Source organism: Bradyrhizobium daqingense, from assembly GCF_021044685.1.
GTDB classification, from domain to species: Bacteria; Pseudomonadota; Alphaproteobacteria; order Rhizobiales; family Xanthobacteraceae; genus Bradyrhizobium; species Bradyrhizobium daqingense.
On record NZ_CP088014.1, the window covers coordinates 5,197,193 to 5,212,810 of the forward strand.

General features: G+C 65.5%; 12 protein-coding genes and 1 pseudogene. 8 read left to right on the forward strand and 5 right to left on the reverse strand.

From position 1 onward, the window contains the following. Nucleotides 1-107 precede the first annotated feature (107 nt). From LPJ38_RS24585 to LPJ38_RS24595, 3 genes are all read left to right on the forward strand, one after another. Nucleotides 108-2,096 (forward strand): TonB-dependent siderophore receptor, encoded by a 1,989-nt coding sequence (locus tag LPJ38_RS24585; protein WP_167520495.1) that lies wholly within the window; start codon nt 108-110, stop codon nt 2,094-2,096. A 61-nt stretch (nt 2,097-2,157) separates the two neighbouring features. Further along, complete coding sequence (gene fsrB / locus LPJ38_RS24590) at nt 2,158-3,450, forward strand: siderophore utilization protein FsrB (protein ID WP_145633666.1); 1,293 nt, start codon at nt 2,158-2,160, stop codon at nt 3,448-3,450. A gap of 86 nt (nt 3,451-3,536) precedes the next feature. Then, nucleotides 3,537-4,352 (forward strand): hypothetical protein, encoded by an 816-nt coding sequence (locus LPJ38_RS24595; protein WP_145633669.1) that lies wholly within the window; start codon nt 3,537-3,539, stop codon nt 4,350-4,352. 12 nt (nt 4,353-4,364) lie between these two features. Here LPJ38_RS24595 and LPJ38_RS24600 read toward each other — a convergent pair whose 3' ends face one another. The 4 genes and pseudogenes from LPJ38_RS24600 to LPJ38_RS24615 all read right to left on the reverse strand — a co-directional run. Beyond that, nucleotides 4,365-5,816: an aldehyde dehydrogenase gene (locus LPJ38_RS24600; protein WP_145633671.1), complete on the reverse strand. Its 1,452-nt coding sequence runs from the start codon at nt 5,814-5,816 to the stop codon at nt 4,365-4,367. Nucleotides 5,817-5,842: 26 nt separating this feature from the next. After that, nucleotides 5,843-6,574, reverse strand: a complete 732-nt coding sequence (locus tag LPJ38_RS24605; RefSeq protein ID WP_145633674.1) for an ABC transporter ATP-binding protein — start codon at nt 6,572-6,574, stop codon at nt 5,843-5,845. Then, nucleotides 6,567-8,237: a branched-chain amino acid ABC transporter ATP-binding protein/permease gene (locus LPJ38_RS24610; protein ID WP_231088392.1), complete on the reverse strand. Its 1,671-nt coding sequence runs from the start codon at nt 8,235-8,237 to the stop codon at nt 6,567-6,569. The genes LPJ38_RS24605 and LPJ38_RS24610 overlap by 8 nt, the downstream gene beginning before the upstream one ends. Further along, nucleotides 8,234-8,608, reverse strand: a pseudogene (locus LPJ38_RS24615) (ABC transporter permease subunit); the annotation flags it as partial. The pseudogene LPJ38_RS24615 and the gene LPJ38_RS24610, both read right to left, overlap by 4 nt. A gap of 37 nt (nt 8,609-8,645) precedes the next feature. On the opposite strand from LPJ38_RS24615, the gene LPJ38_RS24620 reads away from it, so the two are divergent. Next, nucleotides 8,646-9,101, forward strand: a complete 456-nt coding sequence (locus LPJ38_RS24620; protein WP_231088393.1) for a helix-turn-helix domain-containing protein — start codon at nt 8,646-8,648, stop codon at nt 9,099-9,101. 16 nt (nt 9,102-9,117) lie between these two features. Here LPJ38_RS24620 and LPJ38_RS24625 read toward each other — a convergent pair whose 3' ends face one another. Then, on the reverse strand, nt 9,118-9,474 hold the full coding sequence (locus LPJ38_RS24625) for a type 2 periplasmic-binding domain-containing protein (protein WP_231088394.1): 357 nt from the start codon (nt 9,472-9,474) through the stop codon (nt 9,118-9,120). Here LPJ38_RS24625 and LPJ38_RS24630 point away from each other — a divergent pair. The 4 genes from LPJ38_RS24630 to LPJ38_RS24645 all read left to right on the forward strand — a co-directional run bounded on the left by LPJ38_RS24630 (nt 9,467) and on the right by LPJ38_RS24645 (nt 15,607). Continuing rightward, the gene (locus LPJ38_RS24630) at nt 9,467-9,781 is read left to right on the forward strand and encodes a hypothetical protein (RefSeq protein ID WP_145633676.1); all 315 of its coding nucleotides are present in this window, start codon (nt 9,467-9,469) and stop codon (nt 9,779-9,781) included. The two genes, LPJ38_RS24625 and LPJ38_RS24630, sit on opposite strands and share 8 nt — an antisense overlap. 1,219 nt (nt 9,782-11,000) lie before the next feature. Continuing rightward, nucleotides 11,001-12,032: a TRAP transporter substrate-binding protein gene (locus LPJ38_RS24635; protein WP_145633680.1), complete on the forward strand. Its 1,032-nt coding sequence runs from the start codon at nt 11,001-11,003 to the stop codon at nt 12,030-12,032. Nucleotides 12,033-12,047: 15 nt separating this feature from the next. After that, entirely contained in the window at nt 12,048-13,937 is a 1,890-nt protein-coding gene (locus LPJ38_RS24640; protein ID WP_145633683.1) for a TRAP transporter large permease, read from the forward strand. Between the two features lie 20 nt (nt 13,938-13,957). Beyond that, nucleotides 13,958-15,607: an acyl-CoA synthetase gene (locus LPJ38_RS24645; protein ID WP_167520482.1), complete on the forward strand. Its 1,650-nt coding sequence runs from the start codon at nt 13,958-13,960 to the stop codon at nt 15,605-15,607. The last annotated feature ends 11 nt before the right edge of the window (nt 15,608-15,618 follow it).

The following is a 15,618-nucleotide window of genomic DNA, read 5'->3' on the forward strand; positions in this document are numbered from 1 at the left end:
CGGCGACACGCACCGCGCGCGCCAATCGTCGCACACCCGCGCAGCAGGCTGCGCCGACGCAGTCGGCATCATCGAACGGCGCGACGGGCGAACGCGCCAATGGTCCGGTGCGCGGGTTCGTCGCCACGCGGAGCGGCACCGCTACCAAGACCGATACGCCGCTGATCGAAACCCCGCAATCGGTGTCCGTGGTCACCACCGACCAGGTCAGAAACCAGGGCGCGGTCTCGATCGGCGAGGCGCTGCGCTACACCGCCGGCGTCAGCGGCGACGTCAATGGCGGTTCGGACACCCGCTTCGGCGCCCTCCAGATCCGCGGCTTCGACACCACCATGACGGGCCTCTACATCGACGGCCTGCGGGTTCCCTCCAGCAACTACGTGCATTTCAACGGCCTCGATCCCTATGGCGCAGAGCGCCTCGAAGTGCTGAAGGGGCCGTCCTCGGCAATGTATGGCGGCAGCGGCACCGGCGGCATCCTCAATTACGTGACCAAGCTGCCGACCGCGCAGCAGTTCGGCGAGGCCTCGATCTCCGGCGGCAGCTTCAACCGCTATCAGGGCCAGTTCGACATGGGCGGCCCGGCCAACAAGGAAGGCACCGTGCTGTGGCGCCTCACGGGCGTGGTCCGCGACGGCCAGACCCAGGTCGATTTCACCAAGGACAACCGCGTCTTCATCGCACCCGCCGTCACCTTCAAGCCGAACGAGGACACCACCATCACCTTGCTCGCCAATTATCAGCGCGACCGGGCAGGGTGGGGCCTCCAATTCCTGCCGGCCTCGGGCACGGTGTGGCCGAACAACGGCCGCACCATTCCGGTCTCGTTCTTCGCTGGCGTGCCGAGCTTCAACGCGTTCAACACCGAGATCGCGACCGCCGGCTACCAGCTCTCGCACAATTTCACCGACAACATCACGTTCCGGCAGAACCTGCGCTACGCCTATCAGCACAACGAGGAGAAGGTGTTTTACGGCGCCGGCTATACGGATGAGGCGGCCGGGCAACTCGCGCGCTCCGGCAGCTACAGCAACTCGTACATCAACTCCTTCGCGGTGGACAATCAACTGCAAGGCAAGTTCGTCACCGGCATTTTCAGCCACACCACGCTGGTCGGGGTCGACTATCGCAACACTCGATTCCGCGACACCGCCTTTGGCGTCACGACGTCGGCACCCGAGATCAACGTGTTCAACCCGGTCTACAGCTACGACTGGACCATCGGTGGGATGAGCGACAACACCGAGGTCAAGCAGTCGCAGGTCGGCCTCTACGCGCAGGACCAGATCAGGCTCGGCCGGTTGTCGTTCCAGCTCGGCGGCCGCCAGGATTTCGTGACGACGCAGGTCGACAGCGGCATCTCCAACACCACCATCGCGAAGGATGCTTCGGCGTTCACCGGCCGCGCCGCTGTGATGTACAATTTCGACAACGGCATCGCGCCTTATTTCAGCTATTCCGAGTCGTTCCTGCCGGTGCTCGCCACCGGGGCGTCCGGGCAGATGCTCAATCCCGAGACGGGCGTCCAGTATGAGGTCGGCGTCAAGTACCAGCCGATCGGCTGGAATGCGCTGTTCACCTTCGCCGCCTTTGACCTGACGCGCGACAACGTCGTGACCTACGCGCCACCGCTTTACACCGCCGAGCAGACCGGCCAGGTGAAATCGCGCGGCATCGAGCTTGAAGGCTCGATGTCGCTCGCCGACGGCTGGCACCTGCGCGCGGCCTATGCCTATGTCGATGCCGTGGTCACGCAGGATCCGGTCAATGTCGGCAAGGCGCCGGTCGTCGTGCCGCTCAACCGTGCCTCGTTGTGGAGCGACTACACGCTCCAGAATGGCGCGCTCGCAGGCTTGCAGTTAGGCGGCGGCATCCGCTATGTCGGCGCGACCTGGGGCGACGATGCCAATACATTCAAGGTGGGATCCGCGACCGTGCTGGACGCGCTGCTCGCCTACACCCGTGACAATTGGCGCCTGTCTTTGAACGTGACCAACCTTGCCGATACGCGCTATGTCGCTGCCTGTTACAGCCTGTCGGGCTGCTTCTATGCGGAAGGGCGCAAGGCCATCGGCAAGCTGACCTACCGCTGGTGAGTTCGAACTGAGTTTGATCCGGCAATGGGCAGCCGGACCTGACGGATGAGAGTGGAAGACGATGAGAGCGATATTCGGTCGGCTGCATCGCTGGGCGGGACTTCTGACGGCCGGGTTCCTGTTCTTCTCGGGCATCACCGGCGCGATCATCTCCTGGGATCACGAGCTCGACGACGTCCTGAACAGCCACCTGTTCGACGTCAGCAGCAAGGGCCCGGCGATTCCCTCGATCGAGCTCGCCAAGATGATCGAGCAGCGCGATCCCCGCGCGCGTGTCGTCTATCTCTTCATGACGCCGGAGGAGGGCCACTCGCTGTGGTTCTTCGTCATGCCACGGATCGATCCCGCGACCGGCAAGCGCTACCCGCTCGACTACAACCAGGTGTTCCTCGATCCCAACACCGGCGCGGAGCTCGGCCGGCGCTATTGGGGCGCGGTCTGGCCGGTCACACGAGAGAACTTCGTCTCGTTCCTCTACAAGCTGCACTACACGATGCACATCCCGGAGTTCTGGGGCAGCGACCGCTGGGGCATGCGCGTGCTCGGCATCATCGCCATCATCTGGACCATCGATTGCTTCGTCGGCTTCTATCTGACGCTGCCCTCGCGGCGACGCGCCAAGGCGGCGCGGGCGCCTGAAGTCGCGCGCCAGCTCGAGCGCGGCTTCTGGGCGCGCTGGGCGCCGGCCTGGACCATCAAGACCTCGGGCAGCGCCTACCGGATCAATTTCGACATCCACCGCGCCTTCAGCCTGTGGACCTGGAGCCTGCTGTTCGTTATCGCGTTCACCGCGTTTTCGCTGAACCTCTATTTTGAGGTATTTTCGCCGCTGATGAAGATGGTGTCGAACTACACGCCGACGCCCTACGAGCAGCGACCCTATCGCGACCTCGACGACCCCATTGAGCCGAAGATGACGTTCGCCGAAATCGCTGCCCGCGCGGCCGCCGATGGCAAAGCACGTGGCTGGACCATTCCGGTCGGCGCGGTCGGTTACGGCCCCGCCCATGGCGTCTATGCGGCCGCCTTCTTCCATCCCGGCGACGACCACGGCGCCGGCGGCGTCGGCCCGGCGCAGCTTTATTACGACAGCGAGGACGGTCGTCCCATCGGCGAGCGGCTGCCCTGGGTCGGCACCGCCGCCGACATCTTCGTGCAGGCGCAATTCCCGCTGCATTCGGGCCGTATCGTCGGGCTGTTCGGCCGCATCCTGATCTCGATCATGGGCCTCGTCGTTGCCGCCCTCTCGGTCACGGGCGTCGTGATCTGGTGGCGCAAGCGCCGCGCCCGTGTCCGCGTGCGCGAGACCGCGGCGGTGCGGCTCAGCCAGCAGCAGCTCACGCCGGCGGAGTAGGGGCCGCCGGGCCGTTGCGGGTGAACCTTCCGGCCTGGCGTCGCCACAAAGACTGGAGATCGCTTCCAGTCTTTCCGGACATCGCCATGAGATCGCTTGCCTTGCTCTGCCTGCTCGTGTTCGGCTCGTGCGCACATGCGGCCACGCCCGAGCAGTCCTATCTCGAGCTGCGCGATCGCAACATCGCAAAATTCTCCAAAGCCAAGGAGAGCGAGGCGATCTACAAGCAGCATGATGCCGCGCTGAAGGAGCTGGCAGGTGTGCTGCGCGGCCTGATAGGGCCGGTCACGATCAAGGGGCTGCCGGCAGAGGGCAAGTCGAACGTCGACACGCTGTTCAAGGGCGACATCGGCTTCGGCCATCTCGACGGCCTCAGCTTCGCTTCGGAAGGCTACAAGACGCAGGCCGTCGTGACCACGACGACGTTGCTCAAGCACTGGCTGCGCGAGCATCGCGAGGACGGCATGCCGCAGGAGATCGGCGCCGCCTTCAAGTCGGACCGGTTCTACTACAATGCGATCCAGGACGCCGCTTTCGCCATCTATGCAGAGCTGCCGATCACCAAGCCCGCGGGTGCAAGTGTTGCGGCGGCCGTGCTGGGCATGCGCGGCAATGGCGGCCTGAAGGGGCCGCCGGATGAGATCGACGTGGTCGCGATCCAGGGCGACAAGGTCTACTTCATCGCCACGTCGGACGCGGTGAAGACGGCGGAGATCCCGGCCTGCGAAAAAGTCTGGAAGCAGATGATGGCCAGGAAGGTCCCGCAGGACGACATGGCCCGTGAAGACCAGGCGATGGATGCCTATACGAAGTGCTTCGCCAAGGAAGCGCCGAGCCAAAGCTGGTTCGCCGCGGTGGTGAAGAAGGCGCGGGGCCAGCTGGAGCTGCTGCCCCTGCGCTAGAGCGGTCTCTGCTTAGAACGGATAGTGCCGCGGTCCGGTCTGCACGGTGATCCAGCGGAGCTCGGTGAACTCGTCGATGGCCGCCTTGCCGCCGAACCGGCCGTAGCCTGACGCCTTCGTGCCGCCGAACGGCATCTGCGGCTCGTCATGCACGGTCGGCGCATTGACGTGGCAGATGCCGGCCTCGATCCGCTTGGCGACACCGAGGGCGCGCGCGATGTCGCGGCCGAACACGGCGGAGGAGAGGCCGTATTCGGTGTCGTTGGCGACGCGGACCGCCTCGTCCACGCCGCTGACGCGGACCACGGTCACGACGGGGCCAAAGCTCTCCTCGCCATAGATACGCATCGCCGGCGTGACATGATCGACGATGGTGGCCGGCATGATCGTGCCGCTGCCGTGCCCGCCTGCCGTCACCACCGCGCCCTTGGCGACGGCGTCGTCGATCAGGCCCCGGACGCGGTCGCAGGCCGCGTTGCTGATGAGCGAGCCCAGCACGACATTGCCCTTGCCGGGATCGCCATGCGGCAGGCTCTTCGCCTTGGCGCTGAACTTGGCCATGAAGGCATCCGCCACCTTGTCATCGACGACGATCCGTTCCGTCGACATGCAGATCTGGCCCTGGTTCATGAAGGCGCCGAAGGCGGCGGCGTTCACGGCGGCATCGAGATCGGCATCGTCGAGGATGACGAGCGGGGCCTTGCCACCGAGCTCCAGCAGCGCGCGCTTGAGATGCTTGGCGCAGGCAAGTGCAATGAGGCGGCCGACCCGGGTCGAGCCGGTGAAATTGACGCGGCGGATCGCGGGATGGGCGATCAGCGCCTCGACGACCGCCTGCGCATCCTCCGGCGCATTGGTCACGACATTGACGACGCCGTCGCCGAGCCCTGCCTCCGCCAGGCAGCTTCCGATCAGGCGGTGCACGCCCGGGCTCATCTCGGAGGCCTTCAGCACCACGGTGTTGCCGCAAGCGAGCGGCATCGCGACGGAGCGCACGCCGAGGATTACCGGCGCATTCCACGGCGCGATGCCGAGCACAACACCGACCGGCTGACGGAACGCCATCGCGAGATTGTCGGGCTTGTCGGTCGGAATGACCTCGCCCGAGATCTGCGACGTCATGGCGGCGGCCTCGCGCAGCATGCCTTCGGCGAGATGAACGTTGAAGCCGGCCCAGCCCGCGGTGGCGCCGGTCTCGGCAACCATCAGCGCGGTGAACTCAGGCGCCCGGCGCGCCAGGATGTCGGCAGCCGCGCTGAGCCGCTTGCGGCGCTCGGAAGGGCCGAGCTGCGACCAGGCCGGAAAGGCAGCGGCAGCCGCATCGGCGGCGCGCATCGCGTCGTCGATCGAGGCCGCGGCCACTGTTGTCGCGGTCTCGCCCGAGATCGGATTGCGGCGCTGGAAGGTGCGCTGGTTGCTGGCCGACTGGTCCTTGCCGCCGATGAGAAGGTCGATTGCGTTCATGGCGCTCTCCATGGGTGCTGGGTGGATTAGGTTGGTGTCGAGGCGACGCGCGCCTTGCCGAGATAGGCGCGCTGGATCTCGGGATCGTTCTTCATCGCAGCCGCCGGTCCGCTGCCGGCGTTACGGCCGGACTCGATCAGGTAGACGCGATCGGCGATGTCGAGGCTCGCTCGCACGTTCTGCTCGACCAGCAGCACGCTGAGGCCGGTGCTGCGGATCTGCGTCAGCGCGCGGAAGACCTCGCGGCTGAGCAGCGGCGACAGGCCGAGCGAGGGCTCATCGAGCAGGAGCAGCAGCGGGTTGGACATCAGCGCGCGGCCGATCGCCACCATCTGCTGCTCGCCGCCGCTCATGGTGCGGACGGCCTGGGGCATGCGCTCGGCCAGCCGCGGGAACAGCTGTAGGATCATCGCGAGCCGGTCCGCTTCGCCGGCGCGGGCGCGCGCGGGATAGGCGCCGAGCTGCAGATTCTCAGCGACCGTCAGATCGCCGAAGACGCCGCGGCCTTCGGGCACCAAAGCGATGCCGCGCTCCACGATCAGATGGGCTGGCGGTTCGACGATGCTCTGTCCGTGGAACCGGATCGTTGCGCCCGGCGCAGGCTTGACCAGCCCGGCGATGCTCTTGAGCAGGGTCGACTTGCCGGCCCCGTTGGCGCCAAGGATCGCGACGATCTCGCCCTGATTGATGCCGAGCGCAATGTCGGCGAGGGCCTGGTGCTTGCCATAGAAGTGGGAGAGGGCGGCGATCTCAAGCATCCTCACCTCCGAGATAGGCGGCGACGACTTTTGGATCAGCCAATACCTCGTCCGGAGTACCGCGCGCGATCACGCTGCCGGCGCTCATGACGATGCAATGGCTACACAGCGCGCGGATGGCATCCATGACGTGCTCGACCATGATGATGGTGAGGCCGCGGTCGCGCAGTCTTGCGATCAGGGCGATGCCCGTTTCGAGCTCGCTCGGATTGAGGCCTGCCAACCATTCGTCGAGCAGCACGAGGCGCGGCTGCAGCGCCAGGGCGCGGGCTAGCTCCAGCCGCTTCTGGTCGATATAGGTCAGATCGCCCGCAGGCGTTTCATGCATGGTGCCGAGCCCCACCAGATCGAGCAGCTCGCTTGCCGTTGCGCCCGCCCCGTCCGATGTGGAGAACAGCCGCGCCGCCGCGACGTTCTCGGCGACGGTCAGATCCGGCATCACACGCACCAGCTGGAACGTACGGGCAAGACCCAGGCGCGCGATCTGGTGCGCGCGCAGACCATTGAGGAGGGCGCCGCCGAACCGGATCGTGCCCGAGGAGGGCTTCAAGGCGCCGGACAGCGTATTGAGCAGCGTCGTCTTGCCGGAGCCGTTCGGCCCGATGACGCCGATGATCTCGCCGGGTGAGACCTTGAAGCTGACATCATCGACGGCCCGCAGCCCGCCGAACGACTTGCCGACGCCGTCGACCGCGAGCAGCGGTGCCACCATGGTGCGGGCGGAAGCAGCCGCTGGCCGCCCGAGCGGGACGCGCCAGCGGCCTGCCCCGAACAGTCCGATCACCCCGTTCGGCAGCGCCATGACGATGAGCACGAAGATGAGGCCCAGCACGATGCTGAAATGGTTGGGCAGCGTCGCGGTCAGCACCTCGAACAACAGGACCAGCGGAATGACGCCGAGTACAGGTCCGAACAGCGAGCCCGCGCCGCCCAGCAGAGCCATGATCACGACCTGGAACGAGATGGTCGGATTGAACGCAATGGCGGGATCGATATAGGTCCAGCGCGGCGCCATCACCGCGCCTGTTACCGCCATGAATGTCGCGCTCAGAATGAAGACGCCGAGCTTGACCCGCGTCGCGTCGATGCCGGAATGGCTGGCCGCGGTCTCGTCGGCACCGATGGCGCGCAGGGCCAGCCCATAGCGCGAGCGCCCGAGCAGCCAGCCGACCAGGAAGACGAGGGCGGTCAAGCCCAGGAGCTGCCAATAGAGGATGTCCTGCGTCACCCCGCTGAAGAGATAGCGGCCGACGGATTTGTGGATGTTGACCTCGTACCAGATCACGAGTTGCCGGATCAGCTCGGCAAGCCCGAAGGAGAAGATCACGAAATAGATGCCCGATAGCCGCAGCGTCGAGAGGCCGGTGATCGCGGCCGTGAGCGCACCCACGCCGGCTGCGGCCAGCAGCACGACCGGCCATGGCATGGTCTCGCCGAGCACCGCGGCGGTGTAGGCGCCGAGGCCGAAGAAGGCGACGGTCGCTAGCGAGATGTAGCGGGTGGGACCTGAGAACATCGCCCAGGCTGTCGCCAGAATCGTGAAATAGAGGACACTGATGCCGAGCGCGAGATAGTAGCCGTTGGCATAAACAGGGTAGGTGACAACCGCCGCAGCCAAGGCGAGGCCGGCGCACCACAGCAATGCACGCATCGACCCGGTCATGACGCCGCCCTTCCGAACAGGCCGGTCGGCCTGATCAGCAGCACGCCCAGGAACAGCGCGTAGGTCGCGGCCAGCGTCAGGCCCGGATCGACCAGCCGCGCCACCGCGGTCTCGACAACACCGAGCAGCAGTCCCGCGACCAGCGCGCCCATCACATTACCGACGCCGCCCATGATGACGACGACCAGCGCCTTCATGGTGAAGACCACGCCCATGGCGGCGTTGAAGGTGAGGAACATGCTGATCAGCACGCCGCCGACGGCGACGAGGCCGCCGCCAAATGCAAATGCCAGCCCCGACAAGGCGGCGACGTCGATCCCGACGAGGCGTGCGGCGTTGGCATCGACGGCGATGGCACGCACGGCGGTGCCGATCGCATCGCCCGCACGCAGCGCTGCGGCATCGATCATGTCGGCCGAGTTGACGCTGTGCGTGCTGCGCTTCTGGCGGCTGTTCGCCGGCGACAGTGAGCGGGACGAGGAGGGCACCAGCACCGAGATCCTGAGCCGCTTCCGCCGGCTGCTGGAGGAGCGCTATCAGCAGCATCTGCGCGTCAGCGACTACGCCAACCTCCTCGGCATGACCCCGGACCGACTCCACGCCCTCTGCAGCCGCGAGCTGAAGCGTTCGCCGAGCGAGCTGATCCAGCAGCGCGTGGTCAAGGAAGCCGCGGCGCGGCTCGAGGCCGGCACCGTCGCCGTCAAGCAGATCGCGTTCGCGCTCGGCTTCAAGGACACCGCCTATTTCAGCCGCTTCTTCCGCAAGCACACCGGCGAGGCGCCGGGCGTCTGGCGCCAGCGCGTCGCCGCCCGCGCGCGCGCCGGACGGTCGCGACCGACGCTGAATTTTGCCGACTGGCCGTGAGCACCCGTCCGCGCAACTAGCGTCCGCGCCGAAGGTCCCCGGTCGCGCGCCTGAGGATGTCGTGAAGCCAGTCATGTGCCGACTCGCCCTCGATACGTTCGTGCCATAACAGCCGGACTTCGACCGGAGTCGTGGCGTAAGGCAGCTCGTACGTGGTGACGGCATGGGCGCGTTCGAAGGCGCGGGCCAATGGACGCGGGACGATGGCCGCAAATTCGGAGTCAGCGAGCAGGGCGGGCAGGGCGAGAAAATGCGGCAACGACACAGCTATTCGCGGCGGCCGGTCGCTACCGTCGTACGCGACGATTGGGTTCGGGACGCCGGCGATCAGTTCGCACGGGCCTTGCTGGCCTGCTGCGACACGCTTGTTCACCACCGCAGAGCTTTTTATCACGTTCGATCCCCATACCGGGCAAAGCACCCCCGAAACGGACGTGGTTGCGCTCGTCGATCTTGCTCTCGACAAATCTGGGACCGGGACTGTCGATGCGGAAGAATTGCATGCGGCCTCCGGCTGGCCGCTTCGACGCTTCAATCCACCTTTCGCCTACCTGGTGTCGCGGATCGACGATAGACGGGTCCTTCATGGAGGCACGGAAGACTATCCATCACGCGGCTTTCTGATGACCGATGGCGATCGGGTTACGCTTCAGCGCTTCGCGGCCCGTTTGCGCCGATGATGGTCATCTTATGCCGGCCTAGGTCGATCCTATGCGGGGGGGGGGCGCCCCCAAATCCGCACCCCGCTCGCCCGGCGAGCGGAATTCGCGCTGACCGCACAGCAGCGCCGTTGCTGAATGCTCCCGGCGGCGACGTCGTCTACGGGAAGGCCCAAGAGGACGGCTGACGCTGGAAAAAGGACGACTGCGTGTTTGGTGGCCGCTGCGTGATTGTCGGGAGCGACGCGACGAACACGCCCGCCGAGCCCGTCGCCAGCGTCAGGGTACTTCGACGGGACGTGCGCTTCGGCCCGCCAGGCAGACACTCTGGTTCGGATACGACAAGCATCCCATGAGGATGACCGCTCCTCCGAGCGCTTGCCCCTAGGCCGATCCAATCAAGCGCCGCAGCCTGCACAGGCTCAGGGTGCGCCAGCAACAGAGGGTACTTCGACGGGACGTGCGCTTCGGTCCGCCAGGCAGACACTCTGGTTCGGATACGACAAGCATCCCATGAGGATGACCGCTCCGAGCGCTTGCCCCTAGGCCGATCCAATCAAGCGCCGCAGCCTGCACAGGCTCAGGGTGCGCCAGCAACAGCCCAAACCCAGTCCCGATGACGGCCGGTAGATCCCGTCGACGAGCGCAGCGTGGCTCGGCCTATCGCAGTGTAAGTTATCCTGCGATAGGCCGAGCTATCGCTCAGTGCCAAAATTGAATCTCGAAGCGCCAACACCGCCGGTGACAGAATTGAGTCTTCCAGAACCAGGGGCCGATCGAGCCGCGACAAGCGTGAAGACGCCGCCGGCCAGAAAGGCCAATTGCATCAGTAGGCGAGTGACAAAATCAACCAGAGGCCCCAGTGACAAATTCAAACGCGAACGACAACGACAAGCGGGCCCAGTCCGGACAGGCCATATCCATAATTCGCATAAGGTATATTATGGAATATCTTTATCTACAATTGGATCAATTATTTAGGCGAAATTCCTGCCATCGAACGTTTGCTCCGCCCAGATTCTGGTTCGCGCCTCGATCGTCGCCTGCGGTCTTGACGGCTACTGTGCATGGGGTTGTTTTTCAGGTTTTGGATCCGCCCAAGTCTGCGAACGCCGATATTGCCGTGACCTTGTCCGGCTGCAATAAGCGAGGCCTCGCGAGATCGCAGATGACCTTCTGACCTGGCGTCCGTATAGGTTTGCATCTCAGAACAACAACAAACTTCCGAGGAAGCAGACCCATGGTCTTTTCAACGCGCTTTTCCCGCCGCACGCTTCTCAAGGCCTCCGCCGCGACCGCGGTTCTGGGCGGCATCGGTGCGCCCCATGTGGCCCGCGCTCAGAGCGCCGAGTTCACCTACAAATATGCCAACAACCTGCCTGACACCCATCCGCTGAACGTGCGCGCCAAGGAGATGGCAGCGGCGATCAAGACCGAGACGAACGGCAAGTTCGACCTCCAGATCTTCCCGAACAACCAGCTCGGCTCCGACACCGACATGCTGAGCCAGATCCGCTCCGGCGGCGTCGAGTTCTTCACGCTGTCGGGCCTGATCCTGTCGACCCTGGTGCCGGCGGCCTCGATCAACGGCATCGGCTTCGCGTTCCCGGACTACGACACGGTCTGGAAGGCCATGGACGGCGATCTCGGCGCCCATGTCCGCGGCGAGATCAAGAAGGCGGGCCTCGAGGTCATGGACAAGATCTGGGACAACGGCTTCCGCCAGACCACGTCGTCGAGCAAGCCGATCACAGGGCCCGACGACCTCAAGGGCTTCAAGATCCGTGTGCCGGTGTCGCCGCTGTGGACTTCGATGTTCAAGGCCTTCGATGCGGCGCCCGCCTCGATCAATTTCAGCGAGGTCTATTCGGCGCTCCAGACCAGGATCGTCGAGGGCCAGGAGAACCCGCTGGCGATCATCTCGACCGCCAAGCTCTATGAGGTGCAGAAATACTGCTCGCTGACCAACCACATGTGGGACGGCTTCTGGTTCCTGGCCAACCGCAGAGCCTGGGAGAAGCTGCCCCAGGACGTGCGCACCGTCGTCGCCAAGAACATCAACGCCGCCGCGGTCAAGGAGCGCGAGGATACCGCCAAGCTCAACGCCAATCTCCAGCAGGAGCTCGCCGGCAAGGGCCTGGCCTTCAACCAACCAGCCGTGGCGCCGTTCCGCGACAAGCTGCGCACCGCCGGCTTCTATGCCGAGTGGAAGGGCAAATATGGCGACCAGGCCTGGGGCCACCTGGAAAAGGCCGTGGGCAAGCTGTCGTAGCGCGTCGGGGCCGTCATGGCTCATGCCGAGGTCGAGGTGATCAACGTAGCGGGCGAGGCGACTAATCAGTCCCCTCGCCGACCTTCATTGCTGGGCTCGCTGGAGCGCGCACTCGGTCTTCTCGTGGAGATTCCGGCGGCGGCCCTGGTCGTCGCCGAGATCGTGATCCTGTTCGCCGGCGTGGTCGCGCGCTACGGCTTCCACCGGCCGCTGATATGGTCGGACGAGCTGGCCTCGATCCTGTTCCTCTGGCTGGCGATGCTGGGAGCGGCGGTGGCGTTCCGGCGCTCCGAGCACATGCGCATGACCGCGGTGGTCGCCAGTGCCAGGCCGGCGACGCGGGCCTATCTCGATCTGGTCGCGACCTCGGCGGCGCTGGCGTTCCTGGCGCTGATCGTCTGGCCGTCCTGCGATTATGCCTATGAGGAAAGCTACATCACGACTCCAGCGCTGCAGATTTCCAACATGTGGCGCGCCGCCGCGCTGCCGGCCGGCATCGGCCTGATGGTGGCCTTTGCCTTGCTGCGGTTGCTGCGCGCGGCCGACTATCGGATGGTCGCCGCCGCCGTGCTGTCGGTCGCGGTCCTGGTCGGCCTGTTCTGGCTGGCGGAGCCGCTGCTGCGGCCGCTCGGCAATCTCAACCTCGTCATCTTCTTCGTCGGCGTCGCCGGCTTCTGCGTCTTTGCCGGCGTTCCCATTGCGTTCGGCTTTGGGCTTGCGATCTTCGGCTATCTGGCGCTGACCACGCGGACGCCGGTGATGGTGCTGGTCGGGCGGATGGACGAGGGCATGAGTCACCTCATCCTGCTGTCGGTCCCGCTGTTCGTGTTCCTGGGCCTGCTGATCGAGATGACCGGCATGGCGCGGGCCATGGTGGCGTTCCTGGCCAGCCTGCTCGGCCATATCAGGGGCGGCCTGCACTATGTGCTGGTCGGTGCCATGTACCTTGTCTCCGGCATCTCCGGCGCCAAGGCGGCCGACATGGCCGCGGTCGCGCCGGTGCTATTTCCGGAAATGAAGCAGCGCGGCGCCAAGCCCGGCGACCTCGTCGCGCTTCTGGCGGCAACGGGTGCCCAGACCGAGACCATCCCGCCGAGCCTCGTGCTGATCACGATCGGCTCGGTCACCGGCGTGTCGATCGCCGCCCTCTTCACCGGCGGCCTGTTGCCCGGCGTCGTGCTCGCGATCACGCTGTGCATGCTGGTGTGGTGGCGCTACCGCCATGAGGACATGAGCCACGTCCGCCGTGCCACGGCATCCGAGATCGGCAGGACCTTCGTCATCGCCCTGCCCGCGCTCGCGCTGCCCTTCGTGATCCGCTACGCCGTCGTCGAAGGCATCGCGACCGCGACTGAAGTCTCCACCATCGGCATCGTCTACGGCGCCGTGGTCGGCCTTCTCGTCTACCGACGCTTCGACTGGCGGCGGCTGTTCCCGATGCTGGTCGAGACCGCGGCGCTGTCGGGCGCGATCCTGCTGATCATCGGCACCGCCACCGGCATGGCCTGGGGCCTGACCCAATCGGGCTTCTCGCGCTCGCTCGCGGCAGCCATGACGGGATTGCCCGGGGGACCGGCGACCTTCATCGCCGTCTCGATCCTGGCCTTCGTCATTCTCGGCAGCGTGCTGGAGGGCATCCCGGCGATCGTGCTGTTCGGGCCGCTGCTGTTCCCCATCGCCCGCGCCGTCGGCGTGCACGAGGTGCACTATGCCATGGTGATCATTCTCGCCATGGGTATCGGGCTATTCGCCCCGCCCTTCGGCGTCGGCTATTATGCCGCCTGCGCCATCGGACGCGTCGATCCGGCCGAAGGCATCAGGCCGATCTGGGGCTATCTGCTAGCGCTGCTGGTGGGATTGATCATCGTCGCGATCTTCCCCTGGATCTCGATCGGATTCCTTTGAGGCGTTTTCAGGAGGTGTCGATGAGTGAGCGGCAGAACCAGTACAATATCGGCCTCGACAAGACTCCCGCCAACTATGTGCCCCTGACCCCGCTGAGCTTCCTCGCGCGCAGCGCCGCGGTCTTTCCCGATCACGTCAGCACCGTCTATGAGGGCCGCAGCTTCACCTGGGCGCAGACTCATGAACGCTGCCGACGGTTTGCATCCTATCTTGCGGGTAAGGGTATAGGCGTCGGCGACACCGTGGCCGCGATGCTGCCGAACATCCCCGCGATGAACGAAGCGCATTTCGCAGTGCCCATGACCGGCGCTGTGCTCAACGCCCTCAACATCCGCCTCGATGCGCCTTCTATCGCGTTCCAGCTCGATCATGGCGGCGCCAAGGTCATCCTGGTCGACCCGGAGTTCTCTGGCGTCATCAGCGACGCGCTGGCGCAGATGACCGGGCCCAAGCCGTTCGTGATCGACGTGGACGATGACGCCTTCAAGGGTGGCAAACGTATCGGCGAGATCGAATATGAGGCGGCGCTCGGGCTCGGAGATCCGAACTTCACCGTGATCCTCCCGCAGGAGGAGTGGGACGCGATCGCACTGAGCTACACCTCGGGCACCACAGGCAATCCTAAGGGCGTCGTCACCCATCATCGCGGCGCGTACCTCAACGCCGTCAGCAACATCCTCGCCGGCAATCTCGGCCAGCATCCGGTCTATCTGTGGACGCTGCCGATGTTCCACTGCAACGGCTGGTGCTTCCCGTGGACCATTGCGGCGGCCGCGGGCATCAATGTCTGCCTGCGCAAGGTGGAGCCGAGCAAGATCTTCGAGCTGATCAAGCAGCATGGCGTCACCCATATGTGCGGCGCGCCGATCGTCTACAACACTCTGATCAACGCGCCCGATGCGCCCAAAGGCAACGCCGCGCGCCGGGTCGTCGGCCTGATCGCTGGCGCTGCGCCGCCGGTCGCCGTGCTCGAAGGCGCCGAAAGCATCGGCATCAAGCTGACGCATGTGTACGGCCTGACCGAGGTCTACGGCCCCGCCTCCGTCTGTGCCGAGCAGCCCGGCTGGGATGACCTGCCCGCCGCCGAGCGCGCGCGCATGAAGCGCCGGCAGGGCGTGCCCTATCCGCTCGAGGAAGCCGTCACCGTCATCAACCCGCAAACGATGAGGCAAGTGCCACGTGACGGCGAGACCATCGGCGAGGTCATGTTCCGCGGCAACATCGTGATGAAGGGCTACCTCAAGAACGAGAAGGCGACCCGGGAAGCCTTCGAGGGCGGCTGGTTTCACACCGGCGATCTCGGCGTGCTCGACGAGCACGGCTACGTCATCATCAAGGACCGCTCCAAGGACATCATCATCTCAGGCGGCGAGAACATCTCCTCGGTCGAGGTCGAGGACATCCTCTACAAGCACCCGGCCGTGCTGTTCGCGGCAGTGGTTGCCAAACCCGATCCGAAATGGGGCGAGGTGCCCTGCGCCTTCGTCGAGCTGAAGGATGGCGCCAGCGCAACTGAGGCCGAGATCATCGCGTTCTGCCGATCCCATCTGAGCGGATTCAAGACCCCGAAGGCGATCGTGTTCGGGCCGATCCCGAAGACGTCGACGGGCAAGATCCAGAAATTCCTGCTGCGTAACGAGGTCGGATCGGTGAAGGCGATCTCGGCCTAGCTTGGCGCCGC